Below are 18847 nucleotides of genomic sequence, written 5' to 3'. Positions count from 1 at the left end.
GTTTTATTAATGTAAGGGGAAGCGTAGGACAACACTTATGTCCCTTCCCCTTTATTTATGAGGTTGGATATGACAGAGCAAATTCAAAGTCAAAGCGGAAGCCAAAATGGCGAAGTCCTGCTTACCATGACTAATGTCAGCAAGTCCTTTCCGGGCGTAAAAGCCTTAGATCACGCAAACTTAAGCGTCCGTTCGCATTCTGTACACGCATTGATGGGGGAAAACGGTGCGGGTAAATCCACGTTGTTAAAATGCTTGTTCGGCATTTACGCTAAAGACGAAGGTGAAATCTTGTTTTTAGGCAAACCCGTGAATTTTAAAACCTCAAAAGAAGCCTTAGAAAACGGCATTTCCATGGTGCACCAAGAACTTAACCTTGTGCGTCAAACCAGCGTAATGGATAACCTGTGGCTAGGTCGTTACCCACTTAAAGGGCCTTTTGTGGATCACGCGAAAATGTACCGTGATACCAAAGCGATTTTTGATGAATTGGACATTGATGTTGATCCAAAAGAAAAAGTCGCCAAACTTTCTGTTTCACAAATGCAGATGATCGAAATTGCGAAAGCGTTTTCTTACAACGCTAAAATCGTGATTATGGATGAACCCACATCCTCACTTTCTGAAAAAGAAGTAGAACATCTGTTTAAAATCATTCAAAAATTAAAAGATCGCGGTTGCGGCATTATTTACATTTCTCACAAAATGGACGAAATCTTCAAAATTTGTGATGAAATCACTATTTTACGCGATGGCAAATGGATTAATACTATCCCGGTGAAAGGCACAACCATGGATCAAATCGTGTCCATGATGGTAGGCCGTGAACTCACCCAACGTTTCCCGGAAAAAACTAACGTTCCAAAAGAAATTACCTTAGAAGTGGAAAATCTGACGGCATTAAACCAACCTTCTATTCAAGATGTATCTTTCAATTTGCGTAAAGGGGAAATTTTAGGGATTGCCGGCCTTGTCGGTGCGAAACGTACGGATATCGTGGAAGCCATTTTTGGTGTGCGTGAACTGAAAAGCGGCACCATTAAACTCAACGGAAAAATAGTAAAAAATCACACCGCACTTGAGGCAATCAATAATGGTTTTGCGCTCGTGACCGAAGAGCGTCGTTCAACAGGGATTTACTCTAACTTAAGCATTGAGTTCAACTCGTTGATTTCCAACATGAAATCTTATTTAACCCCTTGGAAACTACTCAGTAATAAGAAGATGAGCAGTGACACACAATGGGTTATTGATTCCATGAATGTCAAAACACCATCGCACAAAACAACGATTGGCTCGCTTTCCGGTGGTAACCAACAAAAAGTCATTATCGGTCGTTGGTTATTAACCCAACCGGAGATTCTGATGTTGGACGAACCGACCCGCGGGATCGATATCGGTGCAAAATTTGAAATTTACCAATTAATTCAGGAACTGGCGAAAAAGGATAAAGGTATCATCATGATCTCTTCCGAAATGCCTGAACTCCTTGGGGTAACCGACCGTATTCTCGTCATGAGTAACGGTAAGGTTGCCGGTATCGTTGAAACGGCAAAAACCTCTCAAGAAGAAATTTTGCAACTTGCCGCAAAATATTTATAAATAACAAAGGAACAAATTATGAGTGCCTTAGAAAAAAATAAATCATTCGATTTCCTAAAACAAAATGCGATTTATTTTGTGTTGTTGATTTTACTTGGCATCATCATCGCACAAGATCCGACATTTCTTAACTTGGTTAACTTCAGTAACATTCTGACCCAGTCCTCCGTGCGTTTAATCATCGCGCTTGGGGTTGCCGGCTTATTGGTGACACAAGGTACCGACTTGTCCGCCGGTCGTCAGGTTGGTCTCGCCGCGGTAATCTCCGCGACCATGTTGCAATCCATGGAAAACATGAACCGTGTTTTCCCTGACCTCGGTGAAATTCCAATTCCGGTAGTTATCCTTGCTGTTTGTGCTGTGGGTGCAGTCATCGGTTTAGTCAATGGTTTGGTGATCGCTTACTTAAACGTAACGCCGTTCATCGCCACCATGGGTACCATGATTATCGTTTACGGTTTCAACTCCCTTTATTACGATGCTGTAGGCGGTTCCCCTATCGCCGGTTTCAGCGAAAACTTCTCTGTTTTTGCTCAAGGCTTCATCCGTCTAGGTTCGTTTAAGCTCTCTTATATCACCATTTATGCGGCCATTTGTGCTTTCGGTGTGTGGGTGATGTGGAACAAAACACGCTTCGGTAAAAATATCTTTGCGATCGGTGGTAACCCTGAAGCGGCAAAAGTTTCCGGTGTAAACGTGGCTCGTAACCTTGTTGTCATCTATATGATTGCCGGTATGTTCTATGCATTCGGTGGTATGTTAGAGGCTGGTCGTATCGGTTCTGCAACCAATAACCTCGGTTTCATGTATGAATTGGATGCTATCGCAGCCTGCGTGGTAGGCGGTGTGTCTTTCGCCGGTGGTGTGGGTACGGTTATCGGTGTGATTACCGGGGTTATTATCTTCACCGTGATTAACTATGGTTTGACTTATATCGGTGTGAACCCTTACTGGCAATATATCATCAAAGGTAGCATCATCATCCTCGCAGTAGCTATCGACTCCTTGAAATACGCGAAGAAAAAATAATCTTCCGATTCATGAAACATTGAAAAACGCCATAAAAAACGACCGCACTTTATATGTTATGGTTCGATGGCATAAAAAGAAACCCGATGTGATATTGGGTTTCTTTTTTATCAGTTAATCTTTTACCAGCCCTAAATTGCCGATTTTAATCCCTAAATACCCCAATGCTACCGGAGAGATTTGCTCGCTTAAATAAATGAATAATTCATCCAAATCGGTGAAGTCTTTTTTGATTTTAATTTGGTCTTCCACTTTGCGGGTAAAGGTATAGTTTGTTTCATTGCCGTTGATGTGTGCTTCTAAGGTCACATAAATGGTTTCAAAAAAGTGGCTTTTCGCGCCTTCTTCGCCCGGATCGCTGATTCTGACGTTCCATGTGTTGTTAAATAAAATTTCTGTTTTCACTGTCATAATAACCTCATTCATATCAATACATTACATAAACTTTACGAATAGAAAAAAGCCCGATAATAAAATCTCTTATCATAGAAATCTTATTATCGGGCTTTTCGTAATAACGATTCGTGTGTTTCGCTTGACGTTGATAGCTGCCTTTGCCTTTCTTATTTCGTTCAACGAGTTGGCGAAAGAGTTTATCGTGTAATAACGCTTGAATCGCATTCTCTTTAATCACACCGCGCTGATGCTGATAGGTCATCGTTCCTTGCGAATTTTGGGGCGGTGTCTGCAAGGCATGTTTTTGTTTTGCCATGATTTTTCCTCTTGTGAATAAAAATAGAATGTGTTTTTTTAAGGGCTAAAAAACGGCACACATTATAGCGGATTCCGCTGAAATGAAAAGTCATTGCACGGAAAGCAAAACGTGAAAACCCGATTTTTATTGGCATTTCACTGTCGCCTTTTTGTACAAAAAAAGGTAGAATTAGCCCCTTTTTTATTACCCTCGATAGACTTTTTGAGAAAATTTATGAGTTCTACCCCAAACATCGGCTTTGTCAGCCTTGGCTGTCCGAAAAATTTAGTGGATTCAGAACGTATTCTGACGGAATTACGTTCCAACGGTTATAACATTATTCCAAGCTATGAAAACGCCGATTTAGTGATCGTGAATACTTGCGGCTTTATTGACAGCGCCGTACAAGAATCTTTGGAAGCTATTGGCGAAGCCTTGGAAGAAAACGGCAAAGTGATTGTGACCGGCTGCCTTGGTGCGAAAGAAGATCAAATTCGCCAAGTTCATCCGAAAGTGTTGGAAATCAGCGGTCCGCACAGTTATGAAACCGTGATGAACCAGGTGCAAAAATATGTACCGAAACCGGCCTATAATCCGTATGAAAGCCTGCTGCCGGCGCAAGGTGTGAAACTTACACCAAAACATTACGCCTATTTAAAAATTTCCGAAGGCTGCGACCATCGTTGCACGTTCTGTATTATCCCATCCATGCGTGGCGATTTAGATAGCCGTCCGATTACTCAAGTTTTGGATGAAGCCAAACGTTTAGTGGATGCCGGCGTAAAAGAGCTGTTAATCGTGTCCCAAGACACCTCCGCTTACGCCTTAGATCAAACCAAAGAAAACCAAAATAAAACCGTCTTCTGGAACGGTATGCCGATTAAAAACAATTTAATCAGCTTGTGTCGCCAATTAGGCAATTTGGGCATTTGGGTTCGCTTGCACTATGTTTATCCGTATCCACATGTGGACGAATTGATTCCACTGATGGCGGAAGGCAAGCTGTTGCCTTATTTGGACATTCCGTTGCAACACGCCAGCCCGAAAATTCTGAAAGCCATGAAAAGACCCGGCAAAATCGACCGCACTTTAGAGCGCATTAAAGCTTGGCGTGAAATTTGCCCGGAATTAACCTTGCGCTCCACCTTTATCGTTGGTTTCCCGGGGGAAACGGAAGAGGATTTCCAAATGCTGTTGGATTTCTTGAAAGAGGCACAGCTAGATCGCGTAGGCTGTTTCAAATTCAGTCCGGTAGAAGGTGCGCCAGCGACAGAGATGCCGGATCAAGTACCGGAAGACGTGAAAGAAGAACGTTATCATCGTTTCATGCAACTCCAACAAGCCATTTCCGCGGCTCGCTTACAACAAAAAATCGGCAAAACGTTGAAAGTCATTGTGGATGAAATCAACGAAGAAGGCGTTATTGGTCGTTCCATGGCAGATGCGCCGGAAATTGATGGCTTGGTGTATGTGAACAATCAAAGCCAAAGTGCGGTCAATATTGGTGACGTTATTTCTGTGCAGATTACGGATGCCGATGAATACGATTTATGGGGAACTTGTTAATCCCTTCAACAAAAATCCTCGCCATGAGGATTTTTTTATGACTTTTGAGAGAGAAAAAAATGCAACCAATCAAAATCCTTTTCGTCTGTTTAGGCAATATTTGTCGTTCTCCGATGGCAGAATACGTCATGCGGGAAAAAATCAAACAAGCTCATTTACAGCACAAAATCCTGACTGCCAGCGCCGGCACTTCCGGTTGGCACGATGGCGAAGGCATGCACTGCGGCACTGCCGACATACTGGATCAACATAAAATCGCGTCGAATGATTTTGTCAGCCGTAAAGTGCGGTCAAAAGATTGGGCAGATTTTGATTATCTGATTGCCATGGATAATGAGAATCTACGGGATTTGGAAACGCTATTTGGACATCATCCGGAAAAACTGTTTCAAATCACCGCACTTTGCCCAGATTTAGGCATCGATCACATTCCGGATCCGTGGTTTACCAAAAATTTCAATCAAACCTATGAATTATTAGATGCGTGTTGCGATGCGTTGTTAGATAAAATTAAGCAAGAACACAGACTGTAATAGGCATTATACGTTATACACTTATTTTGTGATCTCTCGCACATTTATTTTCAGTGAGATTTGCTACTATAATCCTAGCATAACAGTCGTTATGTCGAATCAAAACTTGATATGAGGTATTTCCACTATGTTTCCTGAATTTAGAGATCTAATTACTAAACTTAAAACTGAAGATGCACATTTTGCCAATTTGTTTGATAAACATAATGAGCTCGATCAACGTATTAAAAACATCGAATCCAATATTGAATTGGGCACGCACAATGAAGTGGAATTGTTGAAGAAGGAAAAATTACGCTTAAAAGATGCCATGTACGAAGTGTTGAAAAAGGCTGACGCCAAATAAGTTAATGGCAGAGAATGCACGTGTAAAGTGCGGTCAAAAACTCAGCAATTTATCGCTGATTGCGGCACGATGAGGCTCATTATGCCAACGTGTCTTAAGTAAGATTTAAGCGCCACGGCACGGAATCTAATGTAGAAACGTGCATGATGGCGCTTAATCATTGTAAGAAAGACAAGCACTGAGGTTGTTAGCATTACGTTAAGTGATCATATCGCAGCTCACTTCAACAGAAATAAAAAGGACTGATTTCGATGTAATATCGTTGTCAGTCCTTAATTTTATTGCCTCGTTTTTCGTGGGTGGATTCAATTCTTAATTATTTTCCACCGCACTTTTGGTGTCTCGTCGTTGGCTTATTTAATTACACCACATGCCATACGTGCACCGCCACCACCAAGTGGAGCAGGGTGGTCAGAGTGGTTGTCGCCGCCTACATGGATCATGATGGAATGACCACGAACGTCATCAAGGTGTTTGATACGTGGTGCAAGAACAGGGTTAGTCGCTGTGCCGTCATGTAATACGGTTAATGCCGGTAGATCCCCTAAATGGGCGTCATCTTGCCATGGATAGCCATGTTGTTTTGTGCCTTTAGGATCCCAGTGACCGCCAGCGCCTAAGCCCGCGGTGAGTTTTCCTTCTTTTTCTTTGGGTTCACAACTTGGATTTTCATGAATATGGAAACCATGCAATCCTTCGCTTAATCCTTGTAAATTCGGGGTAAATACTAAACCGTAATTGGATTCAGTAATGGTAACGGTCCCCACATCTTTATTACCGTTAACCGGGTCAAGTTGTTGTACTTTTACTTCAATAGAAGCACCGGCAGGCGCCATGTGATCGTGTTTGTGTTCATGGGCGTTCGCCATGCTTGCAGCACAGATTGCGCTGATGCTTACAGCTAAGAGAGTTTTAAATTTCATTTGTTTACTCCTTTTATGTTAAAAATCTCTTATATTCTAACTAAAATAAGGCATAAATCGAGCATTTTTAGAATGTTATTGACTATCAACGACATTTGAATTTTTTATCTTTTTTCTTTAATCGAAATGAGATTTATTTATAATAGGCGTCATTGCTATTTTATTTAGGAGAAATCAGATGGCTAAAGAAGAAGTCGGTCATAATTTTTTGGCACGTTTAGGTAAAACCCGTTTGCGCCCGGGCGGTCGTAAAGCTACCGATTGGTTGATTGCAAGCGGTGATTTTAATAAAGATAAAAAAGTCCTCGAAGTGGCCTGTAATATGTGTACCACCGCCATTGGCTTGGCAAAACAATATGGTTGTCAGATTGAAGGTGTTGATTTAGATGAAAACGCCTTGGAAAAAGCTAGAGCCAATATTGCTGCAAATAATTTACAGGATAAAATCCATGTGCAGCGCGCCAATGCCATGAAATTGCCTTTTGAAGACAATACCTTTGATATTGTGATTAATGAGGCGATGCTTACCATGCTGCCTGTTGAGGCCAAAATGAAGGCGGTTGCTGAATATTTTCGCGTATTGAAACCGGGTGGCTTTTTGCTGACTCATGATGTGATGTTAGTGGGGGATGACCATAAAACCATTTTGGAAAATATGCGCAATGCCATCAATGTGACGGTCACGCCATTAACCAAAGACGGTTGGAAACAGGTGTTTTTAGACAGTGGTTTTCGTAATATCGAAACCTTTTCCGGTGAGATGACACTGTTGTCGCCAAAAGGCATGATCTATGACGAAGGCGTGTTAGGTACACTGAAAATCATTAAAAATGCCATGAAAGCGGAAAATCGTGAGCAGTTTAAGAAAATGTTTAGCACGTTTAATGACCCTGAGCATAAATTACATTTTATTGCGGTTTGTAGTCAGAAGTGATTTACTTTCTTGAGATTAGCCTCCCAAACTGGAGGCTAATTTCTTTTATAATGATTCAATTTTGCCTGATTCGATCTTAAAAGTGCGGTGCTTTTTCGGTTGCATTTCTTTGAGCTGGTTTTGTGTAATGGCGGTGACAAAAACTTGGGAGCCACTGTTTTGTAAGCGTTCAGCAAGAAGACTGCGTTTAGTTTGATCCAGTTCTGAGGCAAAGTCATCAATCAGGAAAATACAGTGGCGTTGTTTTTGTTGCATCAAATGTTCACCTTGAGCTAAACGCAGTGCGCACATTAATAATTTCAACTGACCGCGTGATAAAATATCTTCCACCGGCAATCCGTTAGCTTTAAAGCGAAAATCGGCTTTTTGTGGACCGGAAACCGTATAGCCTAATGCACGATCCCGTTCGAAATTACGCGCCAATAATTCTGCGTAGTTTTGTTCTTTTTCCCACCCTTGATGAAAGCTCACGCTAATGTCTAGTTCCGGCAGGAATAAACGGCAAGTTTGTTCAATTTCCGGTTGCAAAGCTTGGGCATATTCGGCCCTGAGCAGACTTACCTGCTCGGCAAGTTTGACTAATTCCACGTCCCAAATTTTCATTTGTTGATAACCGGAAACTTGCTGTAAGGCGGCATTTCGTTGTTTGAGTAAACGGCTTAAACTCGCCCACAGGTTATAAAAACTCACGTGATGATGAAATAAGCCCCAATCAAGAAAGGCGCGACGATAGCTTGGGCCGCCGTTGAGCAAATTTAAACCTTCCGGCGTGATGATTTGCATAGGGAGCAAGTGTGCGAGGTCGGAAATTTTATTGCCGTCTTCGCCATTGATTTTTACGAGCGTATTGCCTTGGCGTAGTTTTTGCAAGCCTACCGACCATTGATGTTGCTGTTCTTGAATTTGCCCGAAGAGGGTAAAGTGCGGCTGATCGTAAGAAATAATCCGATTACTGACCGCACTTTTAAAAGAGCGTCCGTGACCTAAATAGAAAATGGCTTCCAGCAAGCTGGTTTTGCCACTACCGTTATTGCCAACCAAAAAGTTAAAGCCGTGATCCAATTCCAGATCCACGGCTTGTAAATTACGAAAATTTTCAACGGTTAAACGTGAAATTGCCATAGATTATAAGCGCATCGGCATAATCACATATTCTGCGCTAGCATCTTCACAATCTTCAATTAAGCAGCTGGAAGAAGCATCGGTTAAGCGCATACGCACTTGATTGCATTTCAACGCATTCAACACATCAAGAATATAGCTGACGTTAAAGCCCACTTCCATTTCTTCGCCACTGTAAGAGACATCGATAATTTCTTCTGCCACTTCTTGTTCCGGGTTGGTGGCGGTGATTTTCAGTTGGTTTTCACTGAGTTGTAAACGTACGCTACGGAAACGTTCGTTAGATAAAATTGCCGCGCGTACAAAGGCTTGTTTTAAGATTTCCCAACCGGCCTCAACGATGCGGGTTGCATTGCGTGGCAACACACGACGATAATCAGGGAAACGACCGTCAATGAGTTTTGATGTGAATGTAATATTGTTTAATTGAATGCGCAGGTTATTGGTACCGATTTGCAAACGCGCCGGTTGATCGCTTGGTTCCAACAAACGTGCCAGTTCTAACACGCCTTTACGCGGTAAAATCACCGAATGGGTTTGTAAATCTTGTTCTAATGGAATAGTACAAACCGCCAAACGGTGCCCATCGGTTGCAACGGTGCGTAATAAATTACCTTCCGTTTCAAATTTCATGCCATTTAAGAAATAGCGCGCGTCTTGATTTGCCATGGAAAATTGGGTGGCTTCAATCAAACGGCGTAGCGTCGCTTGCTCAAGAGTGAAATCGACTTCTGATTGCCAATCCGTGAGATTCGGATAATCTTCCGCGGGTAACGTGGATAAATTAAACTTACTGCGATCAGAACGCACAATGGTGCGATCTTCTTCAAATGTGACGGTAATTTCCGCATTCTCCGGCAAACTACGGCAAATATCTAAGAATTTCTTTGCCGGCATGGTGAATTTGCCATCTTGTTCGGCATGAAGCAATGGTGTTTTGGTGGAAAGCTCCACTTCTAAATCCGTGCCGGTAATGGTTAATTGATGATTCTCAATGTGTAATAAGACGTTATTTAACACGGGAATATTCGGGCGACTATTTAATACGCCACACACTTGTTGCAATGGCTTCAATAAATTTTCGCGGGAAATAATAAATTGCATTTGGTGACTCCTATACGGATAAAATTCGAATTAAATTAGCCCAATCTTCTTGGATATCCAGCTCGGATTCCCGTAATTCAACGACTTTACGACATGCGTGTAATACCGTCGTGTGATCGCGATCCCCGAAAGACTTACCGATTTCCGGCAGGCTGCGGTTGGTCAATTCTTTTGCTAACGCCATTGCCACTTGGCGCGGACGAGCCACTGAGCGGGAGCGGTTTTTTGATTTTAAATCGGAGACTTTAATGCGGTAGTATTCCGCCACCACTTTTTGAATATTGTCAACCGTGACTAACTTATCTTGCAGTGCCAACATATCTTTCAGGGTTTCACGCACAAAATCGATAGTAATCGGTTCACCTTTAAATTCCTGCATGGCTTTCACTCGATTTAAGGCGCCTTCCAATTCTCGCACATTGGTGCGTAATTTTTGACCGATGAAAAACGCCACATCGTGGGGTAAATTCACGTTATTTTCTTCCGCTTTTTTCATCAAAATGGCAACACGGGTTTCAAGATCTGGTGGTTCAATGGCGGTTGTCAGTCCCCAGCCAAAACGAGATTTTAGGCGTTCTTCAATTTTTTCAATTTCCCGCGGATAACGATCTGAAGTCAAAATGATTTGGCGACCACGTTCAAATAAGGTATTGAAAATATGGAAGAATTCCTCTTGGGTTTTTTCTTTATCGCTGAAAAATTGAATGTCATCCACTAACAACGCATCTAAAGAGCGGTAGAATTTTTTAAATTCTTCCATTTTGTTGTCACGAATATACGCCACAACCTGTTGCACAAAACGCTCGGAGTGAATATATACCACGCGCGCCTCCGGATTATTGGCGATAATGCCGTTGCCGATGGCGTGCAACAAGTGGGTTTTACCTAAGCCAGTACCACCGTATAAGAAAAGTGGATTTGCGGTTTGTTCGCCGGGATTATCTGCCACTTTTTGTGCCACAGCACGTGCCAGTTGGTTAGATTTCCCCTCAACGAAGTTATCAAACACCAATTTAGTGTTTAAGTTGGAATTGTAAGGCGTTTTACTGGTGTTTTTTTCTTCCGAAAAACCGACCGCACTTTGTTTTTTCGTAGGTTTCTCTACTTTTGGTGCAGTGGGTTTAATGCCTTCAATAACAGATACATTGAGATTGGGGTTTGCGCTGGCTTGACGGGCAACATCTAGAATTAATGGCAGGTAATTATCGATCACCCATTTTTGCACAAAGGCATTTGACGCATAAAGCAAAAGGCTCTCAGCCGTTGCCTCTGCTTGCAACGGATAAAGCCAAATTTTGAAATCGTCTGCAGGAATTTTATCTTGAATTTGTAACAAACAGCTTTGCCAAAGTGCATCAGACCGGTTTTCCACTTTATGTATCCCTAATTAATAGTAATTGATGATTTTCATAGGTGTTTAACCAACCGGCGATATGTTTGTTTTTATGTAGCCTAGGCAACCGAACATCCTAAAACGCGGATCTTCGGCTGAAAGTGCGGTTGGAAAGGGAATTATTCTACAATAAAGGGAGAAAAAGATCTTCAACCCACGATCAAAAAAAGCAAAAAAGGTTGCTTGCCATTTTTAGCCAAAACCGTATAATCGCCTCGCTTTTAAATGCTGTGAGTGATGGAAAAATGAACGGGTTGCCGTGTTTTGCCCTAATCTCATTTGACGAACGATGAATTTATGATTACAATTCCGTTCCTTATTTTTTGATAATCTTTGTTTATTTAAACGTTTCCCAACGTTTAAAGTAGAAACAGTTACTGAAACTCTTTGACTTAGGTACATTATAATGAAACGCACATTTCAACCTTCTGTATTAAAACGTAACCGTACTCACGGTTTTCGTGCTCGTATGGCAACTAAAAATGGCCGTCAAGTTTTAGCTCGTCGTCGTGCTAAAGGTCGTAAAAGTTTATCTGCCTAATCGCATATTAATGTGGTTAAGCTAAACTTTCCTAGGGAGTTACGTTTGTTAACTCCCGAACATTTTAAATACGTCTTCCAACAGCCGTTTCGCGCTAGTTCACCTGAAATCACCATTCTTGCTCGCCAAAATCACCTTGAGCACCCACGCTTAGGTTTAACTGTGGCAAAAAAACACCTCAAACGTGCCCATGATCGTAATCGTATTAAGCGTTTATGCCGTGAATCCTTTCGTTTGAGCCAACACCGTTTACCGTCTTATGATTTTGTTGTTGTCGCTAAACAAGGAATTGGTCGTTTAGACAACCGCACTTTATGGCAAATACTGGATAAATTATGGCAACGACACATTCGTTTGGCGCAAAAATCCTGATCGGATTCATTCGGTTCTATCAAGTTGTTATCAGCCCATTAATCGGCCCTCGTTGCCGTTTTACTCCGACTTGTTCCTCCTATGGCATTGAGGCGTTAAAAAACCATGGCATGGTAAAAGGAGGTTGGCTTACGATAAAACGTATATTAAAATGTCATCCCTTACACGCGGGTGGATACGATCCTGTTCCACCAAAGATCAATAATAACAAAACAGAGAATAAATAATGGATTCAAGACGAAGCCTGCTAGTCATCGCACTACTCTTTATGTCTTTTGTTGTTTATCAGCAATGGCAACTTGATTATCACACGCCAAAACCAACGGTTACCGAGCAAGTAAAAAATGCCGTTTCTGATGTTCCCTCTTCAGCAAATTTAAATGCCGTTGCAGCAACAAACGAAACCTCAACCAACGGTCGTATTATCACCTTAGAAAATGATGTATTCCGCTTGCAAATCAATACAGCTGGTGGTGATGTTATCCGTTCAGAATTATTAAAATACGATGCCGAATTGAATTCTAATACGCCATTCGTATTATTACAAAATACACCGGAACACCAGTATGTTGCGCAAAGTGGGTTAATTGGTAAAGACGGCATTGATACCAAAGCTGAACGTGCCTTATACCAAGTGGAAGGCGATACCTTTAAATTGGCAGAAGGACAAAATGAATTGGTGGTTCCTTTTACCTATGAGCGTAACGGGGTAACCTATCGCAAAATTTTTGTGTTGAAACGTGGCGAATATGCGGTTGCGGTTAATTATGAAATTAATAACCAAAGTGATGCGGCAATTGAAGTTGAACCTTATGCTCAATTAAAGCATCGTTTAGTGGACAGTTCCGATAGCATAGCAATGCCGACCTACACGGGTGGTGCTTATTCTTCTTCTGAAACTAACTACAAAAAATACAGTTTCAGCGATATGGAAAATGCCGATCTCTCTATTCAAACAAAAGCTGGTTGGGTTGCGGTATTACAGCATTACTTTGTTTCTGCTTGGATCCCAAATCAAGATGTAGATAACCAGCTTTATACCCGAACGGATAAAGCTAATAATGTCGGCTCAATTGGTTATCGTAGTCCGGCGGTAGTGATTCAACCACATAGCTCTGAAACCTTAACCAGCAAATTATGGACAGGTCCAAAATTACAAAATGAAATGGCAAAAGTGGCCGATCATTTAGATTTAACCGTGGACTATGGTTGGGCATGGTTCATTGCAAAACCGCTTTTCTGGTTACTTACGTTTATTCAGCAATTAGTCCATAACTGGGGCGTTGCCATTATCTGTATTACATTAATCGTGAAAGCCATTTTATATCCGCTTACGAAAGCGCAATACACGTCTATGGCCAAAATGCGTATGTTACAACCGAAATTGCAAGAAATGCGCGAACGTTTCGGTGATGATCGTCAACGCATGAGCGAAGAAATGATGAAATTGTATCGCGACGAAAAAGTGAATCCATTAGGCGGTTGCTTCCCGTTATTGTTACAAATGCCGATTTTCATCGCTTTATACTGGACGTTCATGGAAGCGGTTGAACTACGCCATGCGCCATTCTTTGGCTGGATTCAAGACTTGTCTGCACAAGATCCGTATTACATCCTACCAATCTTAATGGGCGCATCCATGTTCTTGTTGCAAAAAATGTCGCCGACACCGGCTGCCGACCCGATGCAACAAAAGATCATGAATTTTATGCCGTTAATGTTCATGGCATTCTTCCTTTGGTTCCCGGCTGGCTTAGTACTTTACTGGTTAGTATCTAACCTCATCACGATTATCCAACAACAGCTGATTTATCGTGGTTTAGAGAAAAAAGGGTTACATACCCGTCATAAAAAATAAACCTTACGCTTTCAATGAAAGTGAGTAACATCGGGACTGGTTTCTAAGAAACCAGTCCTCTTTTTATCTTACTTCCCAAAAGAACGACACAGAATCGGAGATAACACATGGCAAAACGCAAACAAGATGATTTTGAATGGCAAAATGAAGAACAAGAAGAGATTATTTGGGTTAGTAAAAGTGAAATAAAACGTGATGCCGAAGCATTAAAAAAACTCGGTGAAAAATTGGTTGAGTTAACCCCGGCAAAATTAGACAAAATTCCACTTGATGATAACTTACAAGAGGCGGTTTTTCTTGCTCAGCGCCTGCAAAAAGAAGCACGTCGTCGCCAGTTACAATATATTGGTAAATTATTGCGAAATACAGACGTTGAACCTATTCAAGAGGCACTTGATAAGATTGAAAATAAACACTTACAACAGCAGATAGTCCTACACAAACTAGAATTGTTGCGTGATGAACTCATCGAACAAGGCGACACGGCATTAACCCGCCTACTTAATGACTATCCACAAGCCGACCGACAACAATTACGCAATCTTATTCGTTCAGCCAAAAAAGAAAGAGAGCAAAATAAACCTGCCAAAGCATATCGTGAACTTTTTCAATGTTTAAAGGAGATCTTTCTTACGGAGTCGCTTTAGTAGGCGGTGATAAGGCTTTGAAAGCGTGAATGTGGAGTTTAATACAGTCAAATGGTTTTTGGATTGGTTATGACCACAATAAACTATTGAATAAATAAAAAGCCCTTGTCACAGGGACAAGGGCTACGATCAAAATCAGTTAAAAACTAACCCATACCGTATTTTTTTAATTTTTTACGCAAAGTGCCACGGTTAATACCGAGCATAGTTGCAGCACGAGTTTGATTGCCGCGAGTATATTGCATAATCATATCTAACATTGGGTGTTCGACTTCTGCCAGTACCAATTCATACAGATCATTCACATCTTGACCGTCCAATTGGGATAAATAATTTCTTAACGCTTGTTTTACAGAGTCGCGCAATGGTTTGTTAGTGACTTGAGATTGAGAATTCAGCACTGAAACAGTTAATGCTTCTGCCGGATTACGTTGTTCTAGCATTTTTCTATCCATTAATTAAATCAAATTAAACTAAAAAATCGCTCTAATGCGGACAATTGTGCCGAAGCAGAGGTGAGCGCATTAAAATCTTGTTTAAAAACAGAATCGGGTTGAATGTCCTGTAAATACCAAGCAATATGCTTGCGTGCAATTCGGTAGCCTTTTTCTTCTCCGTAAAAGCGATGCAATTCCCGGATATGCTGTAAAATTACACGACATTTTTCTTCTAAGCTTGGCGCCTGAATAATCGAATCATGTTCCACTAGCCCAACCACGGATTGAAATAACCAAGGTCGGCCTAATGCGCCACGTCCGATCATAATGCCATCAGCACCCGTGTCATCGAGTACCGCTTTGGCTTTTTGGGCAGAAGTAATATCACCGTTAGCAATCACCGGAATCGTGACTTGCTGCTTCACCAATCGAATATGTTCATATTCTGCCTCGCCTTCAAATTTGCAGGCGCGGGTACGGCCATGAATGGTTAACGCTTGAATGCCACTTTGTTCCGCGATTTTGGCGATTTCTACACAATTTCGATTTTCCAAATCCCAACCTGTGCGAATTTTTAAGGTTACCGGAACCTCAACAGACTTCACCACAGACTCAAGAATTTGTCGAACAAGTTGGGGATATTGTAAAAGTGCGGAGCCCGCCATTTTACGATTCACCTTCTTTGCCGGACAGCCCATATTAATATCAATAATTTGAGCGCCGTATTCCACATTCAATTGAGCGGCTTGTGCCATTTCATCGGGATCGGAACCCGCAATTTGTACGGCATTTATACCGGCGTCTTGGTGATGAGCCAGACGCAATTTCGATTTTTCGGTATGCCACACCTGCGGGTTGGTTGACATCATTTCTGAGAAGGTCAAACCTGCGCCGTATGTAGCACAAATTCGACGAAAAGGTTGATCAGTAATGCCGGCCATGGGCGCCAATAAAATGCGATTTTTTAATTGATAATGACCAATCCGCATTATGACTCCCAAATTTCCAACGACTTGACCAAGCTCGGTTGCCAACCGACAAGGTGCGCTATCATACGCACTTTTCGAACGTTTGCAAAGGGTAATTTTTATACAAAATAGATTTTTTTGAGCATCCGGTGAAATTGGCAATCAGGCGAGGAGAAATGAAGGCAAAATAAGTCATGGTAAATTCAAAAATCCGCCGAAAAAGTTGTTTTAAAAGGGGCGGAAATCGGTGAAAAATCGGCGTGGTCAGATGCTCGTTATTATGAGCGTTTAGAAGATGTCGAGCACATCCAAAGTGCGGTCGTTTTTCTCATTGTTTTCGCAAAATAAAGGGCCTGATAATATTCAGACCCAAAAGTGATTGTTCAGGAAGTATTAACGCATGGTCACGAATTCTTCCGAACCGGTCGGGTGGATGGCAACGGTGTTGTCAAAATCCGCTTTTGTCGCGCCCATTTTAATCGCCACGGCAAAACCTTGGATCATTTCGTCCACGCCAAAACCGATACCATGTAAGCCTACGATTTTTTCCTCTTTACCCACGCATACCAATTTCATGCGGCAAGCTTGGCGATGTTGGGTAACTGCCGTGTACATAGAGGTAAAGGAAGATTTATACACTTTCACATTTTCCGCACCATATTGTTCAATGGCTTGTGGTTCGGTTAATCCCACAGTGCCAATTGGCGGATGACTGAACACCACGGACGGCACTAAATTATAGTCTAAATGTTCGTTCGGTTTATTGTTAAACAGGCGTTCGGATAAACGACGTCCGGCTGCAACCGCCACCGGCGTGAGTTCAATGCCGCCTTCAATAATATCGCCTACCGCATAAATGCCCGGCACATTGGTGTTTTGGTATTTATCCACCTTGATAAAACCACGCTCATTCGCTTCTACGCCGGCGGCGTGTAAATTAATTTTATCGGTCGTCGGCTCACGTCCAATCGCCCAAATCAAGCAATCTACGGTTTGCGCACGACCATCTTCGAGGTGAAGCGTCACCGAGCCATCTGCATTTTTTACCACCTCTTTTGGAATGGCATGAGTGTGCAGCGTAATGCCGTCTTGTTGCATGGATTCCACTAAGGTTTCCACCATCATTGGATCAAAATTACGCAATGGCGCGTGTTTACGCACAAATAAATGGGTTTCCACACCAAGGCTGTTCAAGACGCCTGCCAACTCCACGGCAATATAACCTGCGCCAACAACCGCTATGCGTTTAGGCAGCTCGGTTAACGCAAAAACGCCATTAGAATCAATACCGTATTCTGCGCCTTTTATTGCTGGAATACTTGGACGTCCGCCGGTAGCAATCAAGATATGATCTGCTGTTACCTGTTCGGTCGAGCCATCGGCAAAAGTCACTTCAAGGGTATTTTTATTGACAAATTTGGCAAAACCGCGAATCACATCCACGTTATTTTTTGCCAACACGTTATCGTATGAGGTATGAATACGGGAAATATAGGCTTGACGGCTTTCCACTAGCTTGGCGAAATCAAATTTTTTGACGTCCACATCAAAACCGTAATCCGGTGCATAATGATGGATGGCTTCCGCAATTTGTGCGCCGTAGAACATTACTTTTTTCGGCACGCAACCCACGTTAACACAGGTTCCGCCTAAATGTTTTGCTTCAATAATGGCACATTTTTTGCCATAACTTGCCGCACGGTTAATAGAACCGATACCGCCGCTGCCACCACCGATGGCAATATAGTCATAATGTTTTGTCATAGTCTGTCCTTAATAAATAAAATTACGCCATATTCTCTAATAAACCGCGTTTTTCATGCAAACTGAATAAATGAATCAGTCTAATCGGTATTATCTCTGTCAACGGAATTATTCCGGAGTAATCCAATTCACCGACCAACTGCCGGTACCTTGCGGCACAAGTGCGGTGGTTAAATACGGCAAAATAGATTTCATCTGTTGTTCCAACGTCCATGGCGGATTCACCACAATCATGCCACTCGCCGTCATGCCACGTTGATCAGAATCCGGACGCACCGCCAATTCGATTTGCAAAATCTTACGAATCCCCGTGGCTTCTAAGCCTTTTACAATACGTTTGGTTTGTTGACGTAACACCACCGGATACCAAATGGCATACACACCGGTTGCAAAACGTTTGTAACCTTCTTCAATGGCTTTCACCACCAAATCATAGTCTTCTTTCAGTTCATAAGGTGGGTCAATTAGCACCAAGCCACGACGCTCTTTGGGCGGCAATGTGGCTTTGACTTGCTGAAAGCCATCGCCAATTTTCACCGTCACATTTTCAAATTCTTTGAAATTATTGCGTAACAAAGGAAACTCGCTTGGGTGCAATTCCATCAGCAGCGCACGATCCTGTGGGCGTAATAAATTCGCAGCCAACAAAGGAGAACCTGCGTAATAACGCAATTCTTTGCCGCCATAGTTGAGTTTTTTAATCAGTGCCACATAGCGCGCCACTTCCGGCGGTAAATCTTCTCGTCCCCACAAACGACCGATGCCGTCCATATATTCAGCCGTTTTCTCCGCTTCTGTACTAAATAAACGATAACGCCCTGCGCCTGCATGGGTATCTAAATAATAAAAACCTTTTTCTTTTTGCTGTAGGCTTTCAACAATCAACATTAATACGATATGTTTCAACACATCCGCATGGTTGCCGGCATGAAAACTATGGCGATAACTTAGCATAAATCCTACTTATAACCGTTTCAAAAAACGTTGTAAAAAAACACCGCACTTTTGTGCAGA

General features: G+C 42.1%; 21 protein-coding genes. 11 read left to right on the top strand and 10 right to left on the bottom strand.

The window, feature by feature from the left end:
• The first annotated feature begins 81 nt into the window (after window positions 1-81).
• Together mglA and mglC are read left to right on the top strand one after the other, a co-directional pair.
• Window positions 82-1602: a galactose/methyl galactoside ABC transporter ATP-binding protein MglA gene (gene mglA, locus Q0203_RS06365; RefSeq protein WP_297930560.1), complete on the top strand. Its 1521-nt coding sequence runs from the start codon at window positions 82-84 to the stop codon at window positions 1600-1602.
• 18 nt (window positions 1603-1620) lie between these two features.
• A complete protein-coding gene (gene mglC / locus Q0203_RS06360; RefSeq protein ID WP_290521921.1) occupies window positions 1621-2631 on the top strand; it encodes a galactose/methyl galactoside ABC transporter permease MglC in 1011 nt (336 codons plus the stop codon).
• Between the two features lie 114 nt (window positions 2632-2745).
• Here mglC and Q0203_RS06355 read toward each other — a convergent pair whose 3' ends face one another.
• Both Q0203_RS06355 and Q0203_RS06350 read right to left on the bottom strand, forming a co-directional pair.
• Window positions 2746-3042: a DUF5377 family protein gene (locus Q0203_RS06355; protein WP_297930510.1), complete on the bottom strand. Its 297-nt coding sequence runs from the start codon at window positions 3040-3042 to the stop codon at window positions 2746-2748.
• 16 nt (window positions 3043-3058) lie between these two features.
• Window positions 3059-3343, bottom strand: a complete 285-nt coding sequence (locus tag Q0203_RS06350; RefSeq protein WP_297930507.1) for a ribosome alternative rescue factor ArfA — start codon at window positions 3341-3343, stop codon at window positions 3059-3061.
• Between the two features lie 216 nt (window positions 3344-3559).
• Between Q0203_RS06350 and rimO the strand changes: the two genes are divergently transcribed.
• The 3 genes from rimO to Q0203_RS06335 all read left to right on the top strand — a co-directional run bounded on the left by rimO (window position 3560) and on the right by Q0203_RS06335 (window position 5770).
• The gene (gene rimO, locus Q0203_RS06345; protein WP_297930503.1) at window positions 3560-4891 is read left to right on the top strand and encodes a 30S ribosomal protein S12 methylthiotransferase RimO; all 1332 of its coding nucleotides are present in this window, start codon (window positions 3560-3562) and stop codon (window positions 4889-4891) included.
• A 59-nt stretch (window positions 4892-4950) separates the two neighbouring features.
• Window positions 4951-5424, top strand: coding sequence for a low molecular weight protein-tyrosine-phosphatase (locus Q0203_RS06340; RefSeq protein WP_297930500.1), 474 nt, complete (start codon window positions 4951-4953; stop codon window positions 5422-5424).
• Window positions 5425-5551: 127 nt separating this feature from the next.
• A complete protein-coding gene (locus Q0203_RS06335) occupies window positions 5552-5770 on the top strand; it encodes a YdcH family protein (protein ID WP_021616303.1) in 219 nt (72 codons plus the stop codon).
• A gap of 353 nt (window positions 5771-6123) precedes the next feature.
• On the opposite strand, the gene sodC is transcribed toward Q0203_RS06335, so the two are convergent.
• Window positions 6124-6693, bottom strand: coding sequence for a superoxide dismutase [Cu-Zn] SodC (gene sodC / locus Q0203_RS06330; RefSeq protein ID WP_297930497.1), 570 nt, complete (start codon window positions 6691-6693; stop codon window positions 6124-6126).
• A 178-nt stretch (window positions 6694-6871) separates the two neighbouring features.
• Between sodC and Q0203_RS06325 the strand changes: the two genes are divergently transcribed.
• Window positions 6872-7627, top strand: a complete 756-nt coding sequence (locus Q0203_RS06325) for a class I SAM-dependent methyltransferase (protein WP_297930494.1) — start codon at window positions 6872-6874, stop codon at window positions 7625-7627.
• A 45-nt stretch (window positions 7628-7672) separates the two neighbouring features.
• Here the strand turns inward: Q0203_RS06325 and recF are convergent, their stop codons facing one another.
• The 3 genes from recF to dnaA are packed head-to-tail and all read right to left on the bottom strand — an operon-like array spanning window position 7673 to window position 11225.
• Window positions 7673-8749 (bottom strand): DNA replication/repair protein RecF, encoded by a 1077-nt coding sequence (gene recF, locus Q0203_RS06320; protein ID WP_297930491.1) that lies wholly within the window; start codon window positions 8747-8749, stop codon window positions 7673-7675.
• Window positions 8750-8752: 3 nt separating this feature from the next.
• Complete coding sequence (dnaN, locus tag Q0203_RS06315; protein WP_297930488.1) at window positions 8753-9853, bottom strand: DNA polymerase III subunit beta; 1101 nt, start codon at window positions 9851-9853, stop codon at window positions 8753-8755.
• A gap of 10 nt (window positions 9854-9863) precedes the next feature.
• Window positions 9864-11225 (bottom strand): chromosomal replication initiator protein DnaA, encoded by a 1362-nt coding sequence (gene dnaA / locus Q0203_RS06310; protein WP_297930485.1) that lies wholly within the window; start codon window positions 11223-11225, stop codon window positions 9864-9866.
• A 427-nt stretch (window positions 11226-11652) separates the two neighbouring features.
• On the opposite strand from dnaA, the gene rpmH reads away from it, so the two are divergent.
• From rpmH to yjgA, 5 genes are all read left to right on the top strand, one after another.
• On the top strand, window positions 11653-11787 hold the full coding sequence (gene rpmH, locus Q0203_RS06305; RefSeq protein ID WP_007241546.1) for a 50S ribosomal protein L34: 135 nt from the start codon (window positions 11653-11655) through the stop codon (window positions 11785-11787).
• 12 nt (window positions 11788-11799) lie between these two features.
• Window positions 11800-12159, top strand: a complete 360-nt coding sequence (rnpA, locus tag Q0203_RS06300; RefSeq protein WP_209363443.1) for a ribonuclease P protein component — start codon at window positions 11800-11802, stop codon at window positions 12157-12159.
• On the top strand, window positions 12123-12386 hold the full coding sequence (gene yidD, locus Q0203_RS06295) for a membrane protein insertion efficiency factor YidD (protein WP_297930482.1): 264 nt from the start codon (window positions 12123-12125) through the stop codon (window positions 12384-12386). The genes rnpA and yidD overlap by 37 nt, the downstream gene beginning before the upstream one ends.
• The gene (yidC, locus tag Q0203_RS06290; RefSeq protein ID WP_297930480.1) at window positions 12386-14017 is read left to right on the top strand and encodes a membrane protein insertase YidC; all 1632 of its coding nucleotides are present in this window, start codon (window positions 12386-12388) and stop codon (window positions 14015-14017) included. The genes yidD and yidC overlap by 1 nt, the downstream gene beginning before the upstream one ends.
• Before the next feature lie 107 nt (window positions 14018-14124).
• Window positions 14125-14664 (top strand): ribosome biogenesis factor YjgA, encoded by a 540-nt coding sequence (gene yjgA, locus Q0203_RS06285; RefSeq protein ID WP_297930478.1) that lies wholly within the window; start codon window positions 14125-14127, stop codon window positions 14662-14664.
• Window positions 14665-14810: 146 nt separating this feature from the next.
• Here the strand turns inward: yjgA and fis are convergent, their stop codons facing one another.
• From fis to Q0203_RS06265, 4 genes are all read right to left on the bottom strand, one after another.
• Entirely contained in the window at window positions 14811-15107 is a 297-nt protein-coding gene (fis, locus tag Q0203_RS06280) for a DNA-binding transcriptional regulator Fis (protein ID WP_011608721.1), read from the bottom strand.
• Window positions 15108-15127: 20 nt separating this feature from the next.
• Window positions 15128-16090, bottom strand: a complete 963-nt coding sequence (dusB, locus tag Q0203_RS06275) for a tRNA dihydrouridine synthase DusB (protein ID WP_297930476.1) — start codon at window positions 16088-16090, stop codon at window positions 15128-15130.
• Between the two features lie 372 nt (window positions 16091-16462).
• Window positions 16463-17833: a glutathione-disulfide reductase gene (gorA, locus tag Q0203_RS06270; RefSeq protein ID WP_297930473.1), complete on the bottom strand. Its 1371-nt coding sequence runs from the start codon at window positions 17831-17833 to the stop codon at window positions 16463-16465.
• Between the two features lie 108 nt (window positions 17834-17941).
• Entirely contained in the window at window positions 17942-18787 is an 846-nt protein-coding gene (locus tag Q0203_RS06265) for a 23S rRNA (adenine(2030)-N(6))-methyltransferase RlmJ (protein WP_297930470.1), read from the bottom strand.
• Window positions 18788-18847: the final 60 nt, after the last annotated feature.

The organism is uncultured Aggregatibacter sp. (assembly GCF_938046485.1).
GTDB lineage: Bacteria > Pseudomonadota > Gammaproteobacteria > Enterobacterales > Pasteurellaceae > Aggregatibacter.
This window is presented reverse-complemented; position numbering and strand designations above follow the sequence as displayed.

What these genes read in the sequence shown, in the direction of transcription:
- mglC (WP_290521921.1), top strand. Translation starts at nt 1,621, where the DNA reads ATGAGTGCCTTAGAAAAAAATAAATCATTCGATTTCCTAAAACAAAAT.
- Q0203_RS06355 (WP_297930510.1), bottom strand. Translation starts at nt 3,042, where the DNA reads ATGACAGTGAAAACAGAAATTTTATTTAACAACACATGGAACGTCAGA.
- Q0203_RS06350 (WP_297930507.1), bottom strand. Translation starts at nt 3,343, where the DNA reads ATGGCAAAACAAAAACATGCCTTGCAGACACCGCCCCAAAATTCGCAA.
- rimO (WP_297930503.1), top strand. Translation starts at nt 3,560, where the DNA reads ATGAGTTCTACCCCAAACATCGGCTTTGTCAGCCTTGGCTGTCCGAAA.
- Q0203_RS06340 (WP_297930500.1), top strand. Translation starts at nt 4,951, where the DNA reads ATGCAACCAATCAAAATCCTTTTCGTCTGTTTAGGCAATATTTGTCGT.
- Q0203_RS06335 (WP_021616303.1), top strand. Translation starts at nt 5,552, where the DNA reads ATGTTTCCTGAATTTAGAGATCTAATTACTAAACTTAAAACTGAAGAT.
- sodC (WP_297930497.1), bottom strand. Translation starts at nt 6,693, where the DNA reads ATGAAATTTAAAACTCTCTTAGCTGTAAGCATCAGCGCAATCTGTGCT.
- Q0203_RS06325 (WP_297930494.1), top strand. Translation starts at nt 6,872, where the DNA reads ATGGCTAAAGAAGAAGTCGGTCATAATTTTTTGGCACGTTTAGGTAAA.
- recF (WP_297930491.1), bottom strand. Translation starts at nt 8,749, where the DNA reads ATGGCAATTTCACGTTTAACCGTTGAAAATTTTCGTAATTTACAAGCC.
- dnaN (WP_297930488.1), bottom strand. Translation starts at nt 9,853, where the DNA reads ATGCAATTTATTATTTCCCGCGAAAATTTATTGAAGCCATTGCAACAA.
- rpmH (WP_007241546.1), top strand. Translation starts at nt 11,653, where the DNA reads ATGAAACGCACATTTCAACCTTCTGTATTAAAACGTAACCGTACTCAC.
- yidD (WP_297930482.1), top strand. Translation starts at nt 12,123, where the DNA reads ATGGCAACGACACATTCGTTTGGCGCAAAAATCCTGATCGGATTCATT.
- yidC (WP_297930480.1), top strand. Translation starts at nt 12,386, where the DNA reads ATGGATTCAAGACGAAGCCTGCTAGTCATCGCACTACTCTTTATGTCT.
- yjgA (WP_297930478.1), top strand. Translation starts at nt 14,125, where the DNA reads ATGGCAAAACGCAAACAAGATGATTTTGAATGGCAAAATGAAGAACAA.
- fis (WP_011608721.1), bottom strand. Translation starts at nt 15,107, where the DNA reads ATGCTAGAACAACGTAATCCGGCAGAAGCATTAACTGTTTCAGTGCTG.
- dusB (WP_297930476.1), bottom strand. Translation starts at nt 16,090, where the DNA reads ATGCGGATTGGTCATTATCAATTAAAAAATCGCATTTTATTGGCGCCC.
- gorA (WP_297930473.1), bottom strand. Translation starts at nt 17,833, where the DNA reads ATGACAAAACATTATGACTATATTGCCATCGGTGGTGGCAGCGGCGGT.
- Q0203_RS06265 (WP_297930470.1), bottom strand. Translation starts at nt 18,787, where the DNA reads ATGCTAAGTTATCGCCATAGTTTTCATGCCGGCAACCATGCGGATGTG.